This is a genomic window from Glaciibacter kafniensis (assembly GCF_039538945.1).
Lineage (GTDB): Bacteria > Actinomycetota > Actinomycetes > Actinomycetales > Microbacteriaceae > Cryobacterium > Cryobacterium kafniensis.
Genome location: NZ_BAABCN010000007.1, coordinates 160,576 through 184,613, shown reverse-complemented (window position 1 = coordinate 184,613; position 24,038 = coordinate 160,576). Strand labels below are relative to the sequence as shown.

21 protein-coding genes are annotated in these 24,038 nt (G+C 65.6%); 13 read left to right on the top strand and 8 right to left on the bottom strand.

The features are described from left to right. Positions 1–708: 708 nt before the first annotated feature. From ABD791_RS12505 to rplJ, 4 genes are all read right to left on the bottom strand, one after another. Entirely contained in the window at positions 709–1,953 is a 1,245-nt protein-coding gene (locus ABD791_RS12505) for an MFS transporter (RefSeq protein WP_345067055.1), read from the bottom strand. Continuing rightward, a complete protein-coding gene (locus tag ABD791_RS12500; RefSeq protein WP_345067052.1) occupies positions 1,950–2,435 on the bottom strand; it encodes a MarR family winged helix-turn-helix transcriptional regulator in 486 nt (161 codons plus the stop codon). The genes ABD791_RS12505 and ABD791_RS12500 overlap by 4 nt, the downstream gene beginning before the upstream one ends. Before the next feature lie 115 nt (positions 2,436–2,550). After that, positions 2,551–2,934, bottom strand: a complete 384-nt coding sequence (gene rplL, locus ABD791_RS12495; RefSeq protein ID WP_345067050.1) for a 50S ribosomal protein L7/L12 — start codon at positions 2,932–2,934, stop codon at positions 2,551–2,553. Positions 2,935–2,985: 51 nt separating this feature from the next. Next, the gene (gene rplJ, locus ABD791_RS12490; protein WP_345067047.1) at positions 2,986–3,501 is read right to left on the bottom strand and encodes a 50S ribosomal protein L10; all 516 of its coding nucleotides are present in this window, start codon (positions 3,499–3,501) and stop codon (positions 2,986–2,988) included. A gap of 301 nt (positions 3,502–3,802) precedes the next feature. Between rplJ and ABD791_RS12485 the strand changes: the two genes are divergently transcribed. From ABD791_RS12485 to ABD791_RS12465, 5 genes are all read left to right on the top strand, one after another. Next, a complete protein-coding gene (locus tag ABD791_RS12485) occupies positions 3,803–5,620 on the top strand; it encodes a DUF6398 domain-containing protein (protein WP_345067045.1) in 1,818 nt (605 codons plus the stop codon). Positions 5,621–6,053: 433 nt separating this feature from the next. Then, on the top strand, positions 6,054–6,827 hold the full coding sequence (locus ABD791_RS12480) for a nucleoside phosphorylase (RefSeq protein ID WP_345067042.1): 774 nt from the start codon (positions 6,054–6,056) through the stop codon (positions 6,825–6,827). Between the two features lies 1 nt (position 6,828). Then, positions 6,829–7,770: an adenosine deaminase gene (gene add / locus ABD791_RS12475; protein WP_345067039.1), complete on the top strand. Its 942-nt coding sequence runs from the start codon at positions 6,829–6,831 to the stop codon at positions 7,768–7,770. A 55-nt stretch (positions 7,771–7,825) separates the two neighbouring features. Then, a complete protein-coding gene (locus ABD791_RS12470; protein ID WP_345067037.1) occupies positions 7,826–8,923 on the top strand; it encodes a BMP family lipoprotein in 1,098 nt (365 codons plus the stop codon). Between the two features lie 92 nt (positions 8,924–9,015). Then, positions 9,016–10,266 (top strand): MFS transporter, encoded by a 1,251-nt coding sequence (locus tag ABD791_RS12465; RefSeq protein ID WP_345067034.1) that lies wholly within the window; start codon positions 9,016–9,018, stop codon positions 10,264–10,266. Between the two features lie 81 nt (positions 10,267–10,347). Here the strand turns inward: ABD791_RS12465 and ABD791_RS12460 are convergent, their stop codons facing one another. Further along, positions 10,348–11,133: a GntR family transcriptional regulator gene (locus ABD791_RS12460; protein ID WP_345067031.1), complete on the bottom strand. Its 786-nt coding sequence runs from the start codon at positions 11,131–11,133 to the stop codon at positions 10,348–10,350. Between the two features lie 260 nt (positions 11,134–11,393). On the opposite strand from ABD791_RS12460, the gene ABD791_RS12455 reads away from it, so the two are divergent. Beyond that, entirely contained in the window at positions 11,394–13,112 is a 1,719-nt protein-coding gene (locus ABD791_RS12455; protein WP_345067479.1) for an MDR family MFS transporter, read from the top strand. A 9-nt stretch (positions 13,113–13,121) separates the two neighbouring features. Next, positions 13,122–13,643 carry a MarR family winged helix-turn-helix transcriptional regulator gene (locus ABD791_RS12450; RefSeq protein WP_345067028.1) on the top strand — a complete coding sequence of 174 codons (522 nt, stop codon included), beginning with the start codon at positions 13,122–13,124 and terminating at the stop codon, positions 13,641–13,643. A 999-nt stretch (positions 13,644–14,642) separates the two neighbouring features. Here the strand turns inward: ABD791_RS12450 and ABD791_RS12445 are convergent. Both ABD791_RS12445 and ABD791_RS12440 read right to left on the bottom strand, forming a co-directional pair. After that, the gene (locus ABD791_RS12445) at positions 14,643–16,649 is read right to left on the bottom strand and encodes a sensor histidine kinase (RefSeq protein WP_345067026.1); all 2,007 of its coding nucleotides are present in this window, start codon (positions 16,647–16,649) and stop codon (positions 14,643–14,645) included. Then, the gene (locus ABD791_RS12440; RefSeq protein ID WP_345067023.1) at positions 16,646–17,395 is read right to left on the bottom strand and encodes a response regulator transcription factor; all 750 of its coding nucleotides are present in this window, start codon (positions 17,393–17,395) and stop codon (positions 16,646–16,648) included. Before ABD791_RS12440 ends, ABD791_RS12445 begins: the two co-directional genes overlap by 4 nt. A 345-nt stretch (positions 17,396–17,740) precedes the next feature. Between ABD791_RS12440 and ABD791_RS12435 the strand changes: the two genes are divergently transcribed. The 5 genes from ABD791_RS12435 to ABD791_RS12415 all read left to right on the top strand — a co-directional run bounded on the left by ABD791_RS12435 (position 17,741) and on the right by ABD791_RS12415 (position 22,056). Next, complete coding sequence (locus ABD791_RS12435; protein WP_345067020.1) at positions 17,741–19,231, top strand: ABC transporter permease; 1,491 nt, start codon at positions 17,741–17,743, stop codon at positions 19,229–19,231. An 83-nt stretch (positions 19,232–19,314) separates the two neighbouring features. After that, positions 19,315–19,986, top strand: a complete 672-nt coding sequence (locus tag ABD791_RS12430; RefSeq protein WP_345067017.1) for an ABC transporter ATP-binding protein — start codon at positions 19,315–19,317, stop codon at positions 19,984–19,986. A gap of 66 nt (positions 19,987–20,052) precedes the next feature. Next, complete coding sequence (locus ABD791_RS12425) at positions 20,053–20,505, top strand: SRPBCC family protein (RefSeq protein ID WP_345067014.1); 453 nt, start codon at positions 20,053–20,055, stop codon at positions 20,503–20,505. Between the two features lie 196 nt (positions 20,506–20,701). Next, positions 20,702–21,316, top strand: coding sequence for a YqaJ viral recombinase family protein (locus ABD791_RS12420; RefSeq protein ID WP_345067476.1), 615 nt, complete (start codon positions 20,702–20,704; stop codon positions 21,314–21,316). A gap of 14 nt (positions 21,317–21,330) precedes the next feature. Further along, positions 21,331–22,056 (top strand): YoaK family protein, encoded by a 726-nt coding sequence (locus ABD791_RS12415; protein ID WP_345067012.1) that lies wholly within the window; start codon positions 21,331–21,333, stop codon positions 22,054–22,056. Positions 22,057–22,109: 53 nt separating this feature from the next. Here the strand turns inward: ABD791_RS12415 and ABD791_RS12410 are convergent, their stop codons facing one another. Next, positions 22,110–22,748 carry a Pr6Pr family membrane protein gene (locus ABD791_RS12410; RefSeq protein WP_345067009.1) on the bottom strand — a complete coding sequence of 213 codons (639 nt, stop codon included), beginning with the start codon at positions 22,746–22,748 and terminating at the stop codon, positions 22,110–22,112. Between the two features lie 88 nt (positions 22,749–22,836). Between ABD791_RS12410 and ABD791_RS12405 the strand changes: the two genes are divergently transcribed. Next, positions 22,837–23,820, top strand: a complete 984-nt coding sequence (locus ABD791_RS12405; protein ID WP_345067006.1) for an NADP-dependent oxidoreductase — start codon at positions 22,837–22,839, stop codon at positions 23,818–23,820. The last annotated feature ends 218 nt before the right edge of the window (positions 23,821–24,038 follow it).

Sequence of the window (24,038 nt, the reverse complement as noted above, 5' to 3'; positions counted from 1 at the left end):
CCTCTGGTGATCGGGGTGACGGCAGGCAGGGAAGAATGCATGCTGGCGTTCCGCCGTCATGGGCCAGCTGCATCGGGATGCGTGTGGCCGAGGGAACGACGCACAAGCACATTGCGGTACGCGACGTTTTATAAAACGTTGCGCACGTCAAATCTTGACATGCAGCGAGGGGCTGCAACCCCAGATTTTCCCTGTTTCAGGGAGATCCCCCTCGCACTGGGGGATACAAACGAGCTTTTACAGAAAAAGCGCTCTCACCTGGCCATAGCCTGGGCTCTTTACCTTCTCAGCATGCCATACGCCGCACGCGACTTCGCCCAAAAAGGCGGCGGTCACTACCCCCCAACCAGGTGCAATTGCGGGTTCGGCTGCCCTTCCCCTCGCCAGGTGAGTCCGCTGAGGCACCGGTGGTCGAGCATGTCGAGACCAGGCGAGTCGATCCTGTGACTCGGGTTGCGTTCGGAGGTCGGCTCGCGAGGTCGAGACGGGGGCAGGCGAATGCCGCGGCGCGGGTCGGATGCCGCGGCGCGGGTCGGATGCCGCGGCGCGGGTTGGCGCCGGCGCGCGGAGCGGCACCCGACGCGCGCGCGGAGCGGCACCCGACGCGCGCGAGGACTTTCCGCTGGTCGAGGAGCGAGGGAGCGACGGCGAGTACGCGTCGGCGAGTACGCGTCTCTCGACCAGTGGCCGAGCCGGTCGAACGGGCTGCTAGCTATCCCCCGCGCTGATCGCCTCTGCCTCTTCGAGCTCGTCGACCTCGAAGCCGTTGGCCCGGCTGAGGCGCTTGCGTCCGATGACGATGATCAGGGCGGCGACGAGCACGGATGCCCCCGCCGCGTAGAACGGCGCAGCAGGTGTGAGCGCGACGGCCAGAAGTGTTGCCGCCGGCGGCGCGATGGCCCCGCCGAGAAAGCGCACGCCGGAGTACGCCGAGGAGGCCACGGTGCGCGGCAGATCCGTCGCTTCCATGACGCATTCGGTGAGCACGGTGTTCAGGATTCCGAGGAGCATGCCGCCGACGATGACACAGACGATGAGACCGACCTCGGAATCGATCGCGAGTGCAGCGGCGACCAGGTCGAGCGCGAGAAGCGGCAGCACCGTGGCGAGCACGCGGGTGCGCGGCATCCGCCTCGTGAGCAGCGGTGCGACCCAGACCGACGTGACGGCGAGCGAGAGGCCCCAGCCGAAGAAGATGAACCCCAGCGTGATGGCGCTCGAGAGCCCGAGCGGAATCAACGCGAACGGCGTGTAGGCGAGCAGCACGAAGAAACCTATGTTGTAGAACAGCGCGGCGGCGGCCAGGATGCCGAGAGCCGGGTTGGCCAGGGCGCGGAACGGCGCAGAGAGGCGCGTCGGCGTTGGCTTGACGGCTTCTTTCTTCAACAGCACGACGATGGCGATGAAGCCGACCGCCATCAGGGTGGCGGTTCCGAAGAACGGGCCGCGCCAGCTGATGCTGCCGAGCACGCCGCCGACGAGCGGACCGATGGCGATGCCGAGGCCGAGCGCCGCCTCGTAGAGGATGATGGCCGACGAGGTGCCCCCGGAAGCAGCCCCGACAATCGTCGCCAGCGCAGTCGAGATGAAGAGCGCGTTGCCGAGTCCCCAGCCGGCGCGGAATCCGATGATCGATTCGACGTCTTGCGAGAGGCCGGCCAGGAGGGCGAAGACCACGATCAGCGCCAGGCCGATCAGCAGGGTGCGCTTGGCGCCGATGCGCGTGGAGAGCCAGCTGGTGAAGAACATGGCGATGCCGGTGATGACGAGGTAGCTCGTGAACAGCATCTCAGTCTCGGTGGGTGTCGCCTGCAGGTCGTTGGCGATGGCCGGCAGAATCGGGTCGACGAGACCGATTCCCATGAACGCGATGACGCAGGCGAAGGCAACCGCCCAGACTGCTCGCGGTTGGTGCAGAATGCTGGGGGCCTTTGCCACCGTCGAGGCGCTCATGACCGCGCCATCTGTTCGGCACCGGGGGCATCGACCGCGCCGATCGCGCCGGCTGTCTCGACGGCGTCCACACGTGCGGCAACGATCTCCACCGCGCCGCGGAGCAACTCGATCTCGTCGGCCCCCAGGTCGGCGAAGAGCGGCATCAGCGCGGTGACCAGCTCGTCGCGCCAGGCATTGAGCGCAGCGAGACCCGCGGCGCTGGCCTCAATCAGGCTCGCCCTGGCATCCGTGGGGTCGACGCGACGACTCACCCAGCCGCGCTCCTCGAGCGCGGTGACCAAGTTGGTGGCCGTCGGCTGCGACACCCGGCTGTTCTCGGCCAACGCGCCAAGTCGCACCGGTCCGCTGATGCGCAGCACACTGAGCGTTCGCCAGAGCGCCGGCGATTCGGTGCCGCCCGCCGCCCGCGCCGCGACGCGAGTGAGACGGTGGTTGACCACGACGAGATCGCCGAGCACATGATGCAGATCGGATTCCATGCCTCAATTATATATAGGCATCCTATATAAAGTACAGACCCGGCGCGGATCGTGCGCCATTAACGAAACAAGGCGCCACCCCCGAAGGAGTGGCGCCTTGAAAGAAACGCGAGAGTTACTTGAGGGTAACGGTTGCGCCGGCTTCTTCGAGAGCAGCCTTTGCCTTCTCGGCGGCTTCCTTGCTTGCACCTTCGAGAACGGCCTTGGGTGCACCGTCGACGACTGCCTTGGCTTCGCCGAGGCCCAGGCTGGTGAGCTCGCGCACAACCTTGATGACCTGGATCTTCTTGTCGCCAACCGACTCGAGGATGACGTCGAAGTCAGACTTCTCTTCAACCTCTTCTGCGGCGGCAGCGGGGCCACCAGCGGCTGCAACAGCAACCGGAGCAGCGGCGGTGACCTCGAAGGTCTCCTCGAATGCCTTGACGAACTCGCTGAGCTCGATGAGGGTCAGGCCCTTGAACTGCTCGAGCAGCTCTTCAGTGGAAAGCTTTGCCATGATTTTCTCCTTAGTTTTCTTAAATTACTCACCGCGATACCAGGCAGATGCCTAGTTCGCGGACTCCTGCTTCTCACGCAGCGCGTCGACCGTGCGAACGGCCTTCGACAGCGGTGCGTTGAAGAGATATGCGGCTCCGAACAGCGAGGCCTTGAAGACGCCGGCAAGCTTGCCGAGCAGAACTTCGCGGGACTCGAGGTCGGCGAGCTTGCCTACCTCTGCTGCGGTGAGCGGGTTACCGTCGAAGTAACCGCCCTTAACCACCAGGAGAGGGTTTGCCTTGGCAAAGGCACGCATGGCCTTCGCAACGGCGACAGGGTCACCGTGCACGAATGCAATTGCGGACGGACCGACAAGCTCGTCGTCAAACGACGTGATGCCGGCGTTGTTCGCCGCAATCTTGGTCAGCGTGTTCTTTACCACGGCGTACGTGGCGTCCTCACTGATGGACGTGCGCAGCTCCTTGAGCTTCGCAACAGTGAGACCGCGGTACTCGGTGAGCAGAACGGCGGTCGAGCTCTGGAATTTCTCCGTCAGCTCGGCGACCGATGCTTCCTTGTTCGCCATGGTGCTCCTCTTAATATTCATGTGCCGGTAGCCCCTGGTGCAGACATGAAAAAAGCTCCGGCGCAAGGGCCGGAGCTGGGAGGCAGTTTCTTGCGAAACCGAATCTAAACTTCGAATCCTGCGCGGGCCGTTCATGTGAATGAACCTTCGATTGCGAAACACACTTTCGTGTGCACAGCAATAACCGGCGGTCTTTGGCTTTGCCCCACACTACGTGATGGGCCCCTGTCTCGCAAATCGAGACGGATGCGCCGGCGCCGGCCGGGTGGTCGCCCCTGGCAACGATTATTAGGCTTGAGTCATGTCCCCCAAGAAGCGACCGAAGAAGCGCGCACATTCCGGCCACACCCGCCCTCCGATCGGGATCTCGAGTCACACCTCCGCATTCGGTGCCTTCGACTCAGAGGACTTGCCGGAGGACGGCTTCTTGCGCGGCATCGAGGTCGCGCTCCGCGCCGGGCATCCGCAGGCGCTGCTCCAGATGGCCAGCGGAATGGTCACTCTCTTCGACCCGCGCGCAGAATCTCGCTTCGACGACGATCCCGACGCTGAGGCTCCGACACTCGCGGGAATCTGTGACAGCTTTGCTGCAATGGGGGTTCGCCAGTCAGATGCCCTCGTCAGCGTCATGGCCGAGCTGTCAGGTGACGACCTGCTGCGCGAGCGTACCCGCCGCGCGGTGGGGTTGCATCATCAGACCCTCCCCGACTGGCTGGCGCGTCTGGACGAGGTGCAGCCGTACCGGGCATTTCAGATGGCGCATGTGCTCGGCGACGGGGACAACCTCGTGATCGGCGTTCGTCTTGCGGGCAATCATGAGCTGGGCATCCTGATCTACATCGACCACAATCTCGGAACGGTCGTCAAGGACGCCTTTCTGGTCGACCAGCCGCTCGGTGAACTCGTCGAAGCCTGGCGCCGCATTGTGCGGGACGCCGGATCAGGGGCGGCCAAAGACTCCTCAATTCGAGAGCTCCCCCTCGCCGATGCTCGGGCGCGCATCACCCAGGCAATCAACACGGGAGCCATCACCTACCCTCCTTTCGAGACCGAAACGTGGCCGGCCGTGCGACCCGTCGTCGAGTGGATCGTCGGCAAACTGCCGGACGGCGGTTCGGAGTACACACCCGAAGAGTGGACCAAGGAGCAGATCTCCGCGATTGCCGACGAATTCTTCGGCTCGGAGTTCGGCCGCGCGCTCGATGACGAAGACCACCGCTCGCTGCTCGACAATCTGCTCTGGTTCGGAGCGGAAACAGCGGTCGGTGACCCGCTGCGGTGGAGTCCGGTATCGGTCGACATCGTGCTGAACGATTGGATCCCCCGCAAAATTGCCGCCCCTGTCGATCTTCTCGACAAAGCACCCACCCTGCTTCGCGCACTAGTGCGGTATGCGCACCAGCAACGCGGCATCCGTCACGGACTCACGAAGCAGACACTCGAGGCAATCGATGAGTACACGGCGGGCTACCGTGAGGCAATTCGAACGCCGCGCCTGCAGGGCCCGATGGCCCTGCTCGAACGGGCCGGGCTGCTGGACGGCGACCTCATGGGCTGGGAAGACGACGACGACGACGGGCCGCTCACTGGGGAGGACATTCTCGACGAACTTGCACTGAGCGTCGGCGGCCGTCAGGCGCTCGCTCTCATCGACGACTCACCACTCCCCGATGAACCGTTCGACTGGACGGGCATCGAGCCGGACATCCACGACGCGGTCGCCGAGGTCAGCGCGCTTGTCGACGGATGCGCCGATGCGCTTTTCGACATCGAGTTCCGCACCGCCTGTCGTCGCTTCCTCGCAATGGTCGCAGTCGCCGACCCCGGAATTTTGCGAGGAAGAGGCACCGCGCGCACCGCCGCCGCGGCAGTCTGCACGGTGATCGGGCGGGCGAATGACCGATTCGACCCCGAGTTCGACGGAGTACCGGTGAAGGATGTCCTGGCACACCTCGGCGTCAAGGGGAGCGTCACCAAGCGTGCCGAACCCATGCTGCGTGCGATCGGCGCAGATCTGCGCTTCGGCGGTGCTGAACTGAATGACGCACGGTTGCTCGACTCGGTGACGCGTGACGACATCATCTCGCTGCGCGACGTGTACCTCGATCCTGAGGAGTAATCGTCGCACAATCCGCTTCGGAGGGTCCAAAAGTAGGAGAGGAGGTGTGTCGGCCGGGCCGTGCCCGCGGAACGACGGGCCTCCAATGTCGCGACACGCCCTCCCTACCTGATTTCGGCACCCCGGACACACGCTGGCCGAGCCCGTCGAGATCGCGCTAGCCGCCCCTCGGACCCACCCCGCGTCATCCGCTCGGTTCACCAGATCTCAACAAGGCCCGATCAACGGGTTCGTGAGCCGGTGCCGAAATCAGGAGTGGAGGCGTGTCGGCCGGGCCGTGCCCGCGGAACGACGGGGAACGATAGGCCCCCGATGTCGCGACACGCCCTCCACTCCTGATTTTGGCACCCCCAATTCGCGCGCACTCTTTCGACATTCGGCCCGAGAGGTATAACATCGTACCGATCACATCCCCAGAGTTGCGGAGCAGACAATGAACAACCCCTCACCGGTCGACAAGAGCGCATCAGGCATTGGCGAACGACAGTTTCACATCGGAATTGCGCCAGGGGAGGTGTCCACCGTCGCGCTTCTGCCCGGCGACCCTTTTCGGGTGCCGCTCATTGCGGAATTCCTCACCGAGGTGGAGACCGTTGCTCACAACCGCGAGCACCTGACGATGACCGGCATGTACAAGGGCCGCAAGATCACCGCGACATCCACCGGCATGGGATGCCCGTCAACTGCGATCGCGGTCGAGGAACTCATCCGCGTCGGCGTCACCTCATTCATTCGCGTCGGCTCCTCCGCCGGCCTGCAGCCCGGAGTTAAACCCGGTGACCTCCTGGTCAGCGAAGGGGCATTGCGCAACGACGGAACAACGGCGGCCTACGCCCACCACGGGTTTCCGGCGGTGCCCGACCTCGCGATCACGCTGGAACTCGCATCCGTCGCCCGCGAACTGGTCGCCGATCGAGCGTCGACCGTGCACACCGGCATCAACGCCAGCGACGACGCCTTCTATGCCGAGACTCCCGAGTGGATCGCCGAACTCAACCGGCTCGGCGTGCTCAACGTGGAGATGGAGAGTGCGGCCCTCTACGTCGTCTCGCGTTTGCGCGGTGTGCGTGCCGGCATGATCTGTTCGACCTCGAGCAACCTGTACGACGGAACCAGCCTCTACTCCGGGGTCGACACCGCGCTCAAGGATGGCTGGATGCTCAGCATCGAAGCGGCCCTCGAAGTTGCCGTTCGTCTGGAGCTCTAACATGCTCGTCAACCTGCACAGCCACCTCGAGGGACGGGTGCGGCCGTCGACCGCCGCAGAGTTGGCGACGTCGGCCGGGCTCCCCACACCGGAGGGCGGCTGGGAGCGCGCCATCCGTCTCGAGGGTCCGGCCGATCTGACGGTCTATCTCGCCAAGGTGGCCTCCACCTACCCGTTCTTTCGGTCGTTGGACGCCGCTCGGCGCATTGCGCGCGAAGCGGTCGAAGATGGGGCGGCGTGCGGTCTCGACTATCTTGAACTGCGGTTCGGCCCGGCCACCCACGCCGAGCATGACCGGGGCATCGCCGACGTCATCGCCGCGGTGACCGAGGGGATGCGCGAGGGGAGCCTGGCAACCGGCATGCCGAGCGGCGCGGTCGTCGCAGCCCTGCGCCACCACTCCCCCGCGACCAATGAGACAGTGGCCCGCGCGGCCGCCCGGTTCGCGGGCACCGGCGTCGTGGGCTTCGACCTCGCCGGCGACGAGCTGCTCTACCCGGCACTGGCGCCCCACCGACCGGCCTTCGACATCGCCAGAGCCGCCGGGCTCGGCGTGACCTGCCACGCTGCCGAGGCGGGACCCGCCGAAGCGGCACGCGAGGCCGTCGAACTGCTCGGTGCCACCCGCATCGGGCACGGGGCACACATCGTCGATGATCCGGAGGTTCTGCGCTGGTGCGCCGAGACCGGCGTGATCGTGGAGGTCTGCCCGACGTCCAATTGGTATACGGGAGCGATCGCTTCTGTCGCGGCCCATCCGGCAGCCCGGTTTCGAGACGCCGGCGTGCGCCTCGTGCTGGGCGATGACAACCCGATGCAAACCGGCACCGACCTGCGTGATGAGCGGGACATCCTCATCGACGTGTTTGAATTCACCGCTCACGACCTCGCGAACATCGACCAGGCGAGTCTCGACGCGGCATTCACCGATCTCCCCCACTGACCTCTTAACCCTCAGCTTTTCCTCACCAGCAGCACCACTTGAAACGGAGACAGCAATGCAACGACGCACAACAGCCACCTCCCTCGTCGCGATGGGGGCGCTTGCCGCACTCGTCCTGAGCGGATGCGGTTCAGCACCGGCAACACCCACCTCAACGGATGCCCAGGCCAGCGACTTTCTGCCCTGTGCGGTATCCGATCTGACCGGGTTCAACGACAACGATTTCAATGAGCTCACTCTCGACGGGGTGAAGGCCGCCGCCGCGAAAATCGGCGTGACGCCGAAGTCGTCCGAATCGTCGGCAGAGGATCAGTACGCCGGCAACATCGACGCCCTGATCAGCCAGGGCTGCGACCTCCTTGTCACCGTCGGTTTCGCACTGGCCACGGCCACCCGCGACGCAGCGACCGCGAACACCGACGTCAATTTCGCACTCATCGACAGCGCCGTCAGCAACGACGACTTCAGCCCACTCGTGCTCGACAACGTGAAGCCGGTGCTCTTCGATACCGCTCAGGCGGCGGCCCTGGCCGGCTACCTGGCGGCGGGCGCCACGAAGACCGGCGTGGTCGGCACCTACGGCGGTATGCCGTTCCCCTCCGTCACTGTGTTCATGGACGGCTTCGCCGACGGCATCGACCGCTACAACGCGACAAACGGCACGACAGTGAAACTCGTCGGCTGGGACAAGAAAGCTCAGGATGGTCAGTTCATCGGCAGCTTCGATGACCAGGTGAAGGCCAAGACGCTGACGGCCGGCCTGCTCGATCAGGGCGTGGACATCATCATGCCCGTCGCGGGAACGCTGTTCACGGCATCCGTTCAGGAGATGATCGACCGAGGGATCGACGGCGCGGTCATCGGCGTCAACTCGGATGCCTATGTGAGCACCCCCGAATTTCAGAAGTACTACCTGACCTCGGTGCTCAAGAACCTGACGAAGGCGGCCGACGAAGTGACCACGGCCGCGGCCGACGGGAACTTCGACAACACCGCATACGTCGGAACGCTCGAGAACGGCGGAGTCGGGATTGCGCCCACCCACGACTGGGAATCCAAGCTCGACCCGAAGCTGCTTGACCAGGTGAAGCAGCTCGAAGCCGACATCATTTCTGGCGCGTTCGTGGTGACGTCGCCGTCATCACCGAAGTAACCGCGACCGCCGAATACGAAACCGACATCACAACCGACGTTGGATCCGGATCCGGACACGGCCCCGGACCCGGACCCGCAGGGGAGCGCACCATGAACGATCAGGCTCCCCTGCGGACCGACGTCGCCACCTTCGCCCGGCTCACCGGGTGGGAGTACTTTCCGATCGCATTCATCGGCAGGTTGCCGTTCGCGATGATGATCGTCGGCATCCTGACCTTCGTGACGACGGTGCGCGGCTCGGTCGCCGAGGCCGGTCTTGCGGCGGCGTGCGCAGGAATCGGAACCGCTGCGTGCGGGCCAGTGGTCGGATCGCTGGCCGACCGCGTGAGTCAGCGCGCCGTGCTGCTCGTGTGTAGTGCGGTGAGCATCCTCGCCACCGCCCTGTTGCTCGTTCTCGTGGGCGCGGGGGCTCCGCTCCTCGCCGTTCTCGCGATCGCCTTCGTGGCAGGGGGCGCAACCCCCCAGGTCGCGCCGTTCTCTCGCTCGCGCCTCGTCGTCTTCGCCGGAACCGCTCGCTCCACCGTGACGCGCGGGCGCGCTGTCTCGATGGTGATGAGCTACGAGTCGGTGATGGACGAAGCATCGTTCGTCATCGGACCGGTGCTCGTCGGCATCCTCACCACGCTCATCGCTCCCTGGGCCCCGCTCGTCACCGGGGCCATCCTCACGGCGACGATCGTCGTCGCCTTCGCGTTGCACCACTCCGGTCGCGCTGTGGCTCAGCACTCACCGAGCGAGAAGCCCCTCGACGGGTCGGTCTTCTCCGCGCGCATCCTCCTGCTCGCGGCGGGCATGCTGCTGGTCGGCAGCGTCTTCGGCTCCATCCTCACCGCGCTCACCGAGTTCATGACGGCTCGGGGAATCGGCGAGCAGACCGGCATCGCCTACGGGGCGATGAGCGTCGGCGCGATCGTGGTCGCCGTCTCCGTCGCCGCCCTACCGCGGCGATTCACCCTGCCGGCCCGGTGGATCGCGTTCGGCGGCCTGGGGCTGGTCGGCGCGATCGCTCTGCTGCTGGCCGACTCGCTGATCGCCACGCTTGTCGCGCTCTTTCTAAGCGGATGCGGGATCGGCGCGGTGCTGGTGGTGCTGTTCAGCCTGGGAGCAGAGGCGGCCCCGGCCGGGCGGTCGACGACCGTGCTGACGACCCTGCAGAGCACGCTCGTCGTCGGACAGGCTCTGGCCACGGCGGCCGGCGGGCTCGTCGCTCAGGAGTTCGGTTCCGCTGCCGGCTACGGGATCACCGCGGCGAGCGCGGTCATGCTCGTCGCGCTGGCGATGCTCTACCGCTGGCGCTTCGAACGCGCAGTCGGCACTGACCGGCTCGTCGTCGCTGACTGAGAAATCGGGGCCGGCTAAGCCGTTGGTACCGGCTGAGCCGTTGGTGCCGGCTGAGCCGTTGGTACCGGCTGAGCAGTGCGGCTATGCCCGCTTCCACTGCGACACGGCGAGGTGCCCGAATGCCGGCGACAGCGCGCACTTTGAGGCGTAGGCCGGCGTTCCGTCCAGCAGCGCTGATTGCGTCAGCACGAGCAGCGGATCCGTCGCCTTGATGGCGAGCAGATTCGCCCGAGTGGGACCAGCGATGGTCGCCGCGATGCGGCAGGCTCCGGCGGTGAACACCGCACCCACCCGGTCGGTGAGCGCCTGGAGCAGTGTCGACGACTCGGCGGCGGCATCCTGAAGCTGCACGCGCACTTCAGGGTTGAGCATGGCCAGAGCCGGCTCGTCTGGCATGTACTCCTGAACCAGGGCCACCGGCTGCCCGTCTCTGCTCACGATGCATTCGCGAAACCAGAACATGGCAGTCGCGGGCAGCCGGAGATGCTCGACGACGAAGTCGGTGACTTTCTGCAGGCTGAACTCGATCACCTGAACGTCCAGTGTCGTGCCGGGCTCCGCGAGCAACTGCTCGAGCGGCTGAAACTCGTCGAGGCCCTCGTGCGGGATCGAATCGGAGACGAACCGGCCGACTCCGCGCTTCGTGACGATCAGACCGTCTTCCTCCAGAAGCATCAGTGCTTCTCTGACGACCGTGCGACTGACACCGAGAGCGAGGCCCAGCTCGATCTCCCTGGGCAACAACTCACCCGAGATCAGGGTGCCAGAACGGATGCCCTGAGAGATGCGTTCGTAGACGGCGACGCGCAGAGGTTGGCCGGGCGACGTGAGCAGCGGCTGCCCCAGGTAGCGGGTGGCTTCTGTCATGCTCACGAATCCCGCCGAACGACGAGAAGATGCCGAGCGAATGTCATGTGCCGAGCTTAGTTCTCGTTTGCGCGATCACCGGCGAAGCGCTCCGTGCGCACTATGACGCTCTGAGCCGGCATCGAGAAGTAGTTGACAAGGGTCCACTAGTTTTATATAGTTGACTGTTGTCAATTAGTAGCAGGAGTCACATGTCACGCACGCAGAGCACCACCGATTCACCACCCATCCCGCCCACAACCGGCGGCCCCGACGCAAACATGTCGAAGCGCCAGGTTCTCGAGTCGCTGTCGGGCCTTCTGCTCGGAATGTTCGTCTCGATCCTCGCCGGCACCGTGGTCAGCACGTCAATGCCGCTGATCATCTCCGACCTCAAGGGTGACCAGTCCGCTTACACCTGGGTGATCACCGCGACATTGCTCGCGACCACCGTCAGCACCCCTCTCTGGGGCAAGTTCGCCGACCTCTTCAACCGCAAGCTGCTCATCCAGCTCGCCCTGGTTATCTTCGTGCTCGGCTCGGCCTTGGCCGGGTTCTCGCAGAACACCGAAACGCTCATCGTCTTCCGGGTGCTTCAGGGTCTCGGCGCCGGCGGTCTCGCCGCCCTCAGCCAGATCATCATGGCCGATATCATCAGCCCGCGTGACCGCGGAAAGTACGCCGGCCTCTTCGGCGGCGTGATGGCTCTCGGCACCGTCGGTGGCCCGTTGCTCGGTGGCGTCGTGACCGACGCGTTCGGCTGGCGCTGGAACTTCTTCATCGCCCTGCCCGTCGCTATCCTGGCCATTGTGATGCTGCAGCTCACCCTGCGCCTCCCCAAGCACCCGAAGCGCAAGGTGCACATCGACTACCTCGGCGCCGTTCTCATCGCCGGCGGCATCTCGCTCCTTCTCATTTGGGTGACCATGGCCGGAAACCAGTTCGAGTGGGCATCCGGTTCGTCATTCGCCATGGTCATCGGCGCAGCCCTGCTGCTCATCGCCGCGGTCATCGTCGAGTTCAAGGTGCCCGAGCCGATCATCCCGCTCACCATGTTCAAGAACCGCACGTTCACCCTCTCGGTGATCGCGAGCATCTCGGTGGGTGTCGCCATGTTCGGCACCTCGGTGTTCCTCAGCCAGTACATGCAGCTCGCTCGTGGCGCGACCCCGACCGAGTCGGGTCTGCTCACCATTCCGATGATGGGTGGTCTGCTGATCGCGTCGACCTTCTTCGGAAACCTGGTCAGCCGCCGCGGCAAGTGGAAGGCCATCATGGTCTCCGGTAGCGTGCTCATCGTTGCAGGTTCAGTGCTACTCGGAACCCTCAAGTACGACACCAGCCTCGTGTTCGTCGGAATCTACATGGCCATCCTCGGCGCCGGCGTCGGCATGGTCATGCAGAACCTCGTGCTCGTCGTGCAGAACTCAATCGAGGTGAAGAACCTCGGCGTCGCAACCAGCGCGGTGACCTTCTTCCGCAGCCTCGGTGGCACGATCGGTGTGTCGGTGCTCGGTTCGGTGCTCGGAACCTTCGTCGCCCAGCACATCAAGGACGGCATCCCGTTGCTCGGCAAGGCCGACCAGGCGACCGCGATCGAGACTCTCGGCAGCGGAACCATCCCCCACGTATCGCTGCTCCCCGACGCCATCCGCACCCTGGTGGAGAGTGCATACGGTTCCGGCGTGGGAACGGTCTTCCTGGTCAGCGCCCCCCTGGCCCTGGTCACCCTGATTGCCGTGATCTTCATGCCCAACGCCTCACTCGGAACCAAGACTGCGGTGCAGCTGAAGAACGCGGCAGGCCGGAAGACCGGTTCCATTCCCACGGCGGCGGCAGTCGCCGCAGAGCGCAAGCGCGAGCTTGAGGATGCCGAGGACACGCTGATCGAGGTGAGCGCGGCATCCGTCGGCTTGCTGCCCGTCGGTGAAGCCCACCCGACCGGGTCGATCGAGGTCGTCGAGACGGCGTCCGAGGGCACTCCCGGTTCGAGTCGATAACCTGTGACAATGACTGACAACACCCAGGCGGATGCTGCGGCCGAGGAATTCTCCCCGGCCGCAGCGGGCAGCGCATCGAGCGATGTGCCGCGGGTTGCACCGACGGAGAATGTCGTCTCAGCCATCGCCGAGGTCGAGGAGCAGATGGGTGTGCTCTTCGGGTTCATCCAATCGAATGTGCGCGCCGCGGCACTCGCGATCGACCCGGCGCTGCAACCGTTCGGACTCAAGGTGCTGCGCCAGCTCGCCAAAATGGGGCCACTGCACTCGAGCGTGCTCGCCGACGCGCTGTTCGTCGACCGCAGCATCATCAGTCGGCAGGTCAAACAACTGCAGGAACTGGGCTTGGTCGAGACTCGCTCCGACCCGGAAGACGGTCGTGCCCGCTACGTCGCCGCCACCGACGAAGCGATCACTCGACTGGCCGCGATTCGTGGGAGCGACAAACTGGTGATCTTCAGCCACATGAATTCGTGGCCGGAGGAAGACCTGCGCACGTTCGCCGGCTACCTCAAGCGGCTGACGACGTAGTAGCGCACACGTAGCGCGGGCTCGCTCTGCTCGCGGCGGGTGCGGGCCTCTGCTCGCGAAAGGTCGCAGACCGCCCCTTCAGTTCAATCGAAGGGGCGGTCTGCGACCTTTCGCGTTCACTGAGCGAATGTTCGCTGTTGCCGTGTCGCGAGTTGTCAGAGATGGCCCCTTCAACTCGAGTGAAGGGGCCATCTCTGACAATTCGCGTGCGCCGAGCGGATGTCCGTGCCCGGGAGCGCGGGTCGAGCGCCGCCGCGCGGGTCGGATGCACGAGCGACGTCGTGCAGAATCACGCTGCGCGGGTCCGCCGCCGCTACGCTAGCCGGCGCCAACCCGCGGCCCGGCGTTCGACCCGCGCAGCAGCATCCGCCTCGGCCAAGAGCCCGAACAACGTCGCACCGAGCCATCGCGTCGGATGGCGCGACACGCGGGGCAGGCGCCGCCACGCGGGTCAAATGCACGAGCGACGTCGTGCAGAATCACGCTGCGCGGGTCCGCCGCCGCTACGCTAGCCGGCGCCAACCCGCGGCCCGGCGTTCGACCCGCGCAGCAGCATCCGCCTCGGCCAAGAGCCCGAACAACGTCGAACCGAGCCATCCCGATGGCGCGCCAGCGGGTCGAGCGCCGCCGCGCGGGTCAGGCGCCGCCACGCGGGTCGGATGCGCGAGCGACGTCGTGCAGAATCACGCTGCGCGGGTCCGCCGCCGCTACGCTAGCCGGCGCCAACCCGCGGCCCGGCGTTCGACCCGCGCAGCAGCATCCGCCTCGGCCAAGAGCCCGGCAACGTCGCACCGAGCCATCCCGATGGCGCGCCACGCGGGTCGAGCGCCGCCACGCGGGTCGGATGCGCGAGCGACGTCGTGCAGAATCACGCTGCGCGGGTCCGGTGCCGCTACGCCGGCCGGCGCCAACCCGCGGCCCGGCGTTCGACCCGCGCAGCGCAAGCTGCGGCATCGCGTCCGCACAGCGCAAGCTGCGGCATCGCGTCCGCGCAGGCCGCTACGGCGTCGCGGCCACAGCACTCTCGAGCGGCAACGTCACGGTGAAGCACGTGAAGCCAGGGCGGCTGTCCACGGCGATCTCACCGTGGTGAGCCGTGACCACCGCGCGAGCGATCGCCAAGCCGAGGCCGGTGCTACCGCCGGTCCCCCGAAACCGAGAACTGTCGCCACGAGCGAAACGCTCGAACAGTGTGGGTTGCAGGCTCTCCGGGATGCCGGGGCCGTCATCCGTTACCGTCACGACGGCCGTGCCGTCAACGGAGGTGAGCGCCGCAGTGACGGTGGTTCCGGCCGGGGTGTGCACGCGCGCGTTCGTGAGCAGGTTGGCGATGACCTGGTGCAGCCGGTGGGCATCGCCGACAGTCTCGACCGGCTCGTCGGGGAGGTCGAGCTCCCAGTCGTGGTCGTCGCCTGCTGCATGAGCGTCGCTGACCGCATCGACGAGCAGCATGGTCAGGTCGACCGGCGCCCGATCGAGCTCACGCCCCTCATCGAGACGGGCGAGCAGCAGCAAATCCTCGACGAGTGCGGTCATTCGCACCGATTCTGATTCGATGCGGCTGAGCGCGTGCACGGTGTCGGGCGGCAGGGTCTGCCCGCTGCGACGGGTGAGTTCGGAGTACCCGCGAATCGACGCGAGGGGTGTGCGCAACTCGTGGCTGGCATCCGCGACGAATTGACGCACCTTGGCCTCACTGGCCTGGCGGGTCTCCAACGCGAGATCGACGTGATCGAGCATGCGGTTGAGTGCCGAGCCGACGCGACCGACTTCGGTGCGCGGGTCGGTGTCGCTCTGAGGAACTCGCTCGACAAGCTGGACCTCACCGCGATCGAGCGGAAGCTCCGATACCCGCATGGCGGTTTCGGTGACTCTCTTCAGCGGGCGCAATGCGAGCTGCACGATCCAGGCGGCGAGCGCGGCAACGCCGAGCACCCCGGCGAGGGAGACGAGCGCGATCGTCAGCCCGAGGGTGGCCGCGGTGCCGTTGACATTCGCGAGAGGCAAGCCGATCAGAAAGGCGATTCCGGTGCGGGTTGTCGCGGTGACGACCCGGTAGCTGCCGACGTCACCGCCGAGGTCGATCGTGACCGGCTCAGCCTGACTGGCCCCATCGACAAGCTGCTGTACCTGCGGGGTGGTCAGTTCATGGATAGTGCCGGTTTCGTCGGTGTAACCCGCCGTGATGGTTGCTCCGTCGAAGACAAGCGCGAGGGTTCCGGGCGGCTGTGCCCGCCCGTTCAGGATGTCGGTGACCGAGGGCGTGTTGAGGGCGAGGATGCCGGGGCGGCCCGGCCCTCCCTCGAGAACCGAACGCGAGCGCTCGACGGCCGAATTCAATTGCCCGTCCAGCTGGTCTTCCAGGGAGGCGCGCAAAATCGTGACGCTGACCAGCCCGATGATGACACTGACGAGTGCCAGGAGGCCGACGACGGAGAGCACGAGTCGACGGCGCAGAGTCCACGGGGCACGGATGCGTGGGGCGTGGTCGCGGGGGGCGTCGCCGGCGCTCGGCGACGGAGCCGGTGGGGGCGGAGGAGGTCCAGCGGTCAGAGGAGGAACAGACGCCGACGGATGCGTATGGTCGGCGTCGTCAGGCAGGTCATCCGCCAGACCATCCGTCACGTCCTCGGTCAGGTCGGGCGTCACGCCATCTGTCACGTCATCCGTCACGTCATCCGTCACGTCATCCGTCACGTCATCCGTCACGTCATCCTCGGTCACGTCGAGGACATCGCTCGCGACGACGACGTCGACGTCGTCGTCGGACGGACCGACGTTTCGGAGGAGATTCTGCGACTCGCCGAGGTCAGCTGCCCCTTCGTCGCGGCGTGTCGCCGAATCTCCTCCTTTGCGTGATTGGCCGAGCGCCGAAACGCTGGGCCTCGACTCAGCGGGCCCCGGCGGATGGTCGTGGCTGGCGGCATCCGTCACCTCACTCACACCAAGATCGGGCTCACTCACACCAAGATCGGGCTCGGGTGAATCGGCAGAGCGTTTGGTCATTGCGCGGTCTTCAGCATGTACCCGGCCCCGCGCACGGTGTGGATCATCGGCGTACGACCGGCATCGATCTTCTTGCGGAGGTAGGAGATGTAGATCTCCACGACGGAGGAGCGCCCGCCGAAGTCATAGCTCCAGACCCGATCAAGAATTTGAGCCTTGCTGAGCACCCGACGCGGGTTGCGCATCAAGAAGCGCAGCAACTCGAACTCGGTCGCGGTGAGCTCGATCTGATCTCCGCTGCGAAACACCTCGTAGCTGTCTTCGTCGAGGGTGAGATCGCCGATCTGAATCAGCGGGTCGTTGGCCTCGGCGACCGACAAGGTCGACCGACGGATGAGCCCGCGCAGGCGTGCGACCACTTCTTCGAGACTGAACGGTTTGGTGACGTAGTCGTCGCCGCCAGCGGTCAGCCCGGCGATCCGGTCGTCGAGGGAGTCCTTGGCGGTCAGAAACAGAACCGGGGTCTCCGATCCGCTCGCACGCACCCGCTGCAGCACCTGCAGACCGTCGATGTCGGGCAGCATGATGTCGAGCACGATGGCATCCGGGCGAAACTCCCGAGCGATGGTGAGTGCCTTCTGCCCGTCGCCCGCGGTGCGCACGTCCCAACCCTCGTAACGGAGTGCCATCGCCAGCAGGTCGGCGAGGGTGGGTTCGTCGTCGACGACGAGCACGCGGATGGCGCTGCCGTCGGCCTTGCTCAGCCGTGGACCCTGGGCCGGTCGGTCAGTCGCTCGTGTGCTCATTGTGCAAGTATCAGCGTCTTGCCTATGAGAAAGCTATGAGTTGCCATGGTGCCGGCTGAGGTGTTTCTCGGTCGTGCAACGTCGACAAGAAATTCGGATGCCGGCATCCGGCACGTCCGACACGTCCGACACGTCCGACACGTCCGACACATCCGACACATCCGACACTTCCGACACATCCGACACGTCCGACACGTCCGACACATCCGGGCATCCTGCCCTCGCCCACTCACCCGCCAGCAATTTACATCGCCCATTCATAGGAACACCACAGTGCCGCCATAACTGCCATCCGTACTTTCGGCATCAGTGTCGAGCCCCCGCTCACACCGGAATCGGAGAACCATGTTCATCACCTACCTGCGGCGCGAACTTGCGGGCCGCCGCAAACAGACGGCGATCGTCGCCATCGGCATGGCCCTCGCCATTGCCCTCGTCATCATCGTCAATTCGGTCTCCGGCGGAGTCAAAGCCGCCCAAGCGACCGTTCTCGAATCGGTCTACGGCGTCGGAACCGACATCACCGTCAGCCAAACCCCGACCGCCCCGAGCGCCGACGGGTCGGGCAGCGGTGGACCGCAGCGCTTCGACTTCGGGGCTGCGGATGGCGCCACCACCGACGGCACGACGGCCGTCAGCCAATCCCGACTCGAAGTCGGTCGAGGCACAGCCACTCTCGACGCCACTGCGCTCGACACGGTGACCGGCATCGACAATGTGTCTGCCGCCGCGGCAACGTTGTCGCTGACCAACATCACCTTCAACGGGCAGCTGCCCGACCGCTCGACGCTCCAGGGCGCGGCTCCCGGAGCAGAAGGCGGCGTTCCCCCGACCGGCGGCCCCGATGGCGCCGGCGGCAGTTCCTTCAACGTCGACTCCTTCAGCGTGCTCGGATTGAACCCGGCCGCCGAAGCGGTCGGGCCGCTCTCCGCCGTGACACTCACCGACGGCCGGTCTCTGACGAGCTCAGACGTGGGAACCGACGTTGCGGTGCTCGATGCCAGCTACGCGACAACGGCATCCGTTGCCGTCGGCGACACCATCCAGATCGCCGGCACCGACTTCGCGGTCGTTGGGCTCGTGACCGCTGCCTCCTCCGACGCCGCGACGGCGGCAAATGTCTACATTCCGCTCGATGTCGCCCAGACTCTGGCTGCTCTCGACGGAAAGATCTCCGACATCTATGTGCAGGCTGCTTCATCGACTGACATCAACCAGATTCAGGCCGACATCGAGACCGCGCTGCCCGACACCACGGTGAAGACCCAGGCCGACCTCGCCTCGAGCGTCTCCGGCTCCCTGTCGAGCGCATCTGACCTGGTGTCGAACCTGGGCCTCTGGCTCTCACTGATCGTGCTCGCCGCTGCGTTCTTGATCGCCATTCTGTTCACCATCTCCGGCGTCACCCGTCGCACCCGTGAGTTCGGCACCCTCAAGGCGATCGGCTGGTCGAACGGCCGCATCGTGCGCCAGGTCGCCGGCGAATCGCTCGTGCAAGGTGTGATCGGCGGGGTACTCGGAATCGCGATCGGACTGATCGGTGTGCTCGTGATCAACCTCATCGCTCCGACTCTGACAGCCGGAACGGCGAGCGCCGCGGCGCAAGGCGGCCCGGGCGGTGCGCCGGGAGCTGCAGCAGCCGGTGGCGGCGGCGGTTTCGGCCAGGCCGCTCAGGCGGCGGCAACGTCTGACATTGTGCTCAGCGCCCCCATCACCCTCACCGTTGTGCTCGTGGCCGTTGGCCTGGCCGTGGTCGGCGGGCTTCTCGCTGGAGTGATCGGCGGATGGCGTGCGGCCCGCCTGCGCCCGGCCGAGGCGCTCCGCAGCGTGGCGTGAGCTGCCCACACGCACTGTCGACTGGCTCAATCGCCGCACGCGACTCACTCGACCACCGACTTACCTCTCTCTAGGAGAACACCATGTATGAACTGACGAACGTCACCAAAACCTACGACCAGGGCAAGCGCACCGTCACCGCACTCTCGAAGGTCACCCTGTCGATTCCTGCTGGCCAGATGGTCGCCATTCAGGGGCCGACCGGCGGCGGAAAATCCACCCTGTTGCAGATGCTCGGCGCACTCGACCGACCCAGCGAAGGAACGATCGAACTGGGCACCGCGAATCTGTCCAAGCTGGGCGATCACAAGCTGGGCCAGATCAGGGCCACTGAAATCGGGTTCATCTTTCAGGGATTCAATCTGATCCCGACGCTCAGCGCGCAAGAGAACGTTGAGACGGCCTTGGCGCCGCTGAACCTGCCGGGAGCCGAACGCACGCAGCGGGCGGCCGAGGCACTGGCATCCGTCGGTTTGGCCGAACGGGGCAGCCACCGACCGGCCGAACTCTCGGGTGGCCAGCAACAGCGTGTGGCGATCGCTCGCGCTCTGGTCAAGTCGCCGTCAGTTCTACTGGCCGACGAGCCGACCGGCGCTCTCGACGAAGAAACCCGCGATGACATCATGGATTTGCTCGAGGAGATGTGGCGGGAGCGCGGCCTGACGTTGGTGATCGTGACGCACGATACGGCGGTCGCCCGGCGGGCTGAACGACGCCTGCACCTCAAGCACGGCAAGGTCACCGAGGCGAAGTAGCAACTCCGTTGACAGCGGCCCCAGCCGGGTCAAGGCTGGGGCTGTCTGAGCTTCGAGGAGGACGTTATGCCTGTCATTGAAGAAAGCGTGTTCATCGCCTGCCCGCCACAAGAGGTCTTCGATTTTGTCGTCAAGCCCGAAAACCTTCCCATCTGGGACTCGTCGATCATCACCGCGGCGCAGGTCGGAGAAGAACCGATCGGGGTCGGCACCCGGGCCGACGGCACCAGCAAAATCATGGGCCGGCATTTTGATTGGACGGTCATCGTCAAGGACTACGACCCGCCCCTGCGCTACAGCAGCCACTCGGTCGGCGGAAGCATGGAGTTCACCGTGACGAATGTGCTCGAACCCGCGGAGGGCGGCACGACTTTGACGTACCGGATCGACGCGGCGACGGGTCTCGGTGGCGTGTTCGGTCGCCTGGCCGACCCATTCGTCGCCCGGGCTCAGGGGCGCACCGTACGCGCGAATCTGGAGACGCTGGCCGAGCTGCTGGCCGATCACCCCGACAGCTGAGCGGCTGCCGATCCGCCGCGAACCGGCCACTGATCCACCGCAACACCCCGGTCGATCCGTCGCGAACGCGCCGCATTCGTCGCGCCGCCCGCCTCAAGAGGGAGAGAATAGAGGGGTGACTGACATTTTGCTCCCCCTCTTCGATGAGGCGGAGCATCCGTCGAAACCGCTGCCTGGTGTTCCGCGACCCGCCGCTGTGCAGCCCGTAGCCGCACGGCCGACCTCCCACCTGCAACGCATCGTCGCCGATTCGACCGATCGCGTTGCTTGGCTGCGTGCGCGCAACCAGGGCATCACCGCGACGGATGTCGCCAAGCTGGCGACTCCGAAATCGGTGCAGAACGCGGCATACGACAAAATGCACGGCACCAGTTTTAGCGGCAACAGCTACACCGATCACGGTCGGGCGCGCGAGCCGGAGATTGCTGCCTGGGTGCGCAGTAACTACGGAATCGAACCGAGCACCGCGCTGTTTCGTGCCGCCGATCACCCGCGGCACCTGGCCACGCCCGATGGCGTCGTGCTCGCCCCGAATGGCGATCTTGAGCTGGCCGAGATCAAGACGACCAGCAAGCCGTGGCGCAGCATCCCGCGCTCGTACCTGCGGCAGGTGTGGTGGCAGCAGTACGTGTTGGGCGCCGAGCGCACCCTGCTCGTCTGGGAGCAGCACGACAACTTTGTTCCGATCAGTGCCGTGCCCGAGTGCCAGTGGATCGACCGCGACGAAGACCAGATCGCCATCCTCGTCGGCTTTGCCAATCAGCTGATCGATATCCTCGACCATCAGGCGAGGCAGAACCAGCAACGCTAGCTCCAAGGAGTCTGATGCGCGCACGTCTCGCGGCCCACCCCGATCAGTTGCACCTCTTGCTGATGATGGCGCTCACGTTCTCCACCGGAATCATCGACGCGGTCGGCTATCTCGGACTCGACCGGGTCTTCACCGGAAATATGACGGGCAACGTCGTGATCCTCGGTATGGCATTGCTCGGCGCCGATGGTCTCCCGATCGTCGGACCGGTTGTCGCTCTCGCCGGCTTCGTCGTCGGGGCGATCGTGGCCGGCCGCGTGCTGCGTGGGGTGCCGACGGGCTGGGCGAGCCGGTCGACGGCCCTCTTCATCGCTGTCGGAGTACTGGTGCTGGCAATCGCCGTCTGGCTCACCAGTGCCGGCGACGCCCTTCCGCAGTGGATGCAACTCACCGTGACCGGCGGGCTCGGATTCGCCATGGGCATCCAGGCGGCCACGGCACGACATATCGCGGTGAAGGATGTCACGACCGTCGTCGTCACCTCCACCCTTACCGGCCTCGCGGCGGATTCGCGACTCGGCAGCAACACCGGGCAGCCCTGGAGGCGCCGGCTCGGCGCGGTCGTTCTCATCTGTTCCGGCGCTGCCCTCGGCGCCGCATCCCTCAACGCCCACCTGTCGCTCGGCCTGTATCTCTCAGGCGGAATCACGCTGATCGCCGCGATTCTGGGGCACCTCGGCCACCAGGGCCGATCGACCGTCGACCCCGACGACGCCGACGACGCCCCCTACGCATCCTGAGCCTGCCCGAAAAGCTGACGTGACCGCACGTCAGACCACGACCGCCCGCGGTACTACCTCGGTGGCTGCAGCTTGCGTACCCGGCTGAGCGCGAAGAAGCCGGCCGCAACGGCGAGAATCACCACGGCGATCAGAATCACGTAGAAGATCACGCCCCGGTAGCCGCCCGGCTGGTCGGGGTTGAGAAACGGGTACGGGTACCAGTCAATGATGGCGCCGCGGATCATGGTGTAGATCGCCCAGACGATGGGAAAAACGACAACGACCCAGAGCCTTTTCCAGGGCAGGGCCGTGCGGCCGGCCGCGAACAGCCAATCGAGCAGCAGGTAGAGCGGCGCCCAGACGTGCAGGATCTCATTCGACCAGCCGAGGGTCGTGCCCTGATCGAGTGAGATGTCGCGCAGCAGCAGGTTGTAGACGATTCCGGTGGTCACCATATAGGTGGCGACCGAGGTGTGCGCCAGGTTGAACCAGGGCGGGTCGATGTCGACTCTGAAGCAATACACGGCGCCGAATAGCAGCACGATGACGGCGAGACAGTTGGAGAGGATCGTGAAGAAGCTGAAGAAGTTCCAGAGAAAGTCCGACGTGTCTGGCGGGTTGAAGCTCAGGCTGAAGGCCAGTTGGCCGACCACCGCCACGAGGATTCCCGCCGCCGCCACAACCCGAATCACACCATAGGTTCTTCTCATGGCGGTTCTCCCCTCTTCTGTGTGACACCGCGGATGCTGGGCACTGCCGGTGCTATCTGCAGCCTAGCGATGCCGGAGAATGGTGCGCATGGGAAATGCAAACGACCTGCCACCGACCATGCGAGCTCTCGTGATCGACCGCACCGGCGCGGCCGACGAATTGCATCTGGCGCAGGTGCCGGTTCCGATCGCCGTCGTCGACGAGGTGTTGGTGCGCGTTGTCGCAGCGGGCATCAACCCGATCGATGCGAAGACGCGGGCCGGTGGCGGAACATCCGCTGCGCTCTGCGGTTTTCCGGCTGTGCTCGGCCTCGACTTCAGCGGCATCGTCGTCAGCTCTCCCTACGAAGCATTCGGGTTGCGGCCCGGCGATGCGGTCTACGGCATGGCCCGGGTGCCGCGCACCGCCGGCAGCTACGCCGAACTGGTTGCGGTGACGAGCATGAGTGTCACCCGCAAGCCGGCCACGCTCAGCCACGAGGAGGCGGCCGCGATTCCGGTCGCCGCGATGACCGCCTGGGGAATGATCGAACTGGCCGAGATCGGGCCGGGCACGCGGGTTCTCATCCACGCGGGCAGCGGCGGCGTCGGCCACTTCGCTGTGCAATTCGCGCGGCACCTCGGCGCCCATGTCATTGCCACCGGGTCCGCGCGCAACCTCGACTTTCTGCGTCAGCTGGGTGCCGACGAGGTCATCGACTACGCCGCAACCCGGTTCGACGACGTATTGTCGGGGCTCGACGCCGTGATCGACCTGATCGGCAACGTTCACGAGAACACCGGAAGCCGGTCGCTCGGCGTGCTGCGACCCGGCGGCATCCTGGTCAATGCCCCGACCGGCAGCTGGCCGACGATGATGGCCGAAGCGGATGCGGCCGGCATGCGTGCCACCGGCTACAAAGTTGCCGCCGACGCGCGCGTGCTCGACCAGATCACCGCGCTGATCGACTCCGGAGTCGTGCGCCCGCACGTCGATCGGGTCTTCGACCTCGCCGATGGCGCCGAGGCCCACCGGGTGCTCGAGCAGGGGCATACCCGCGGCAAGATCGTGCTGCGCGTCACTGCTCGTTGATCGAGGAGCAGCCGACGCAGGAGGCCGCGTCTCTGAGGTATATGGGCCATTTCGTTGGTCGAGGAGCACGCGATGAAGGAGCGGCGCATCTATTAGGCATATGACCGTTTCGTTGATCGAGGAGCAGCCGACGAAGGAGGCCGCATCTCGAGATCTCGCGAGCCAATCCTTGAACTCGGGTTGAGTTCGAACATCGGCTCACGAGGTCTCGACCCGAT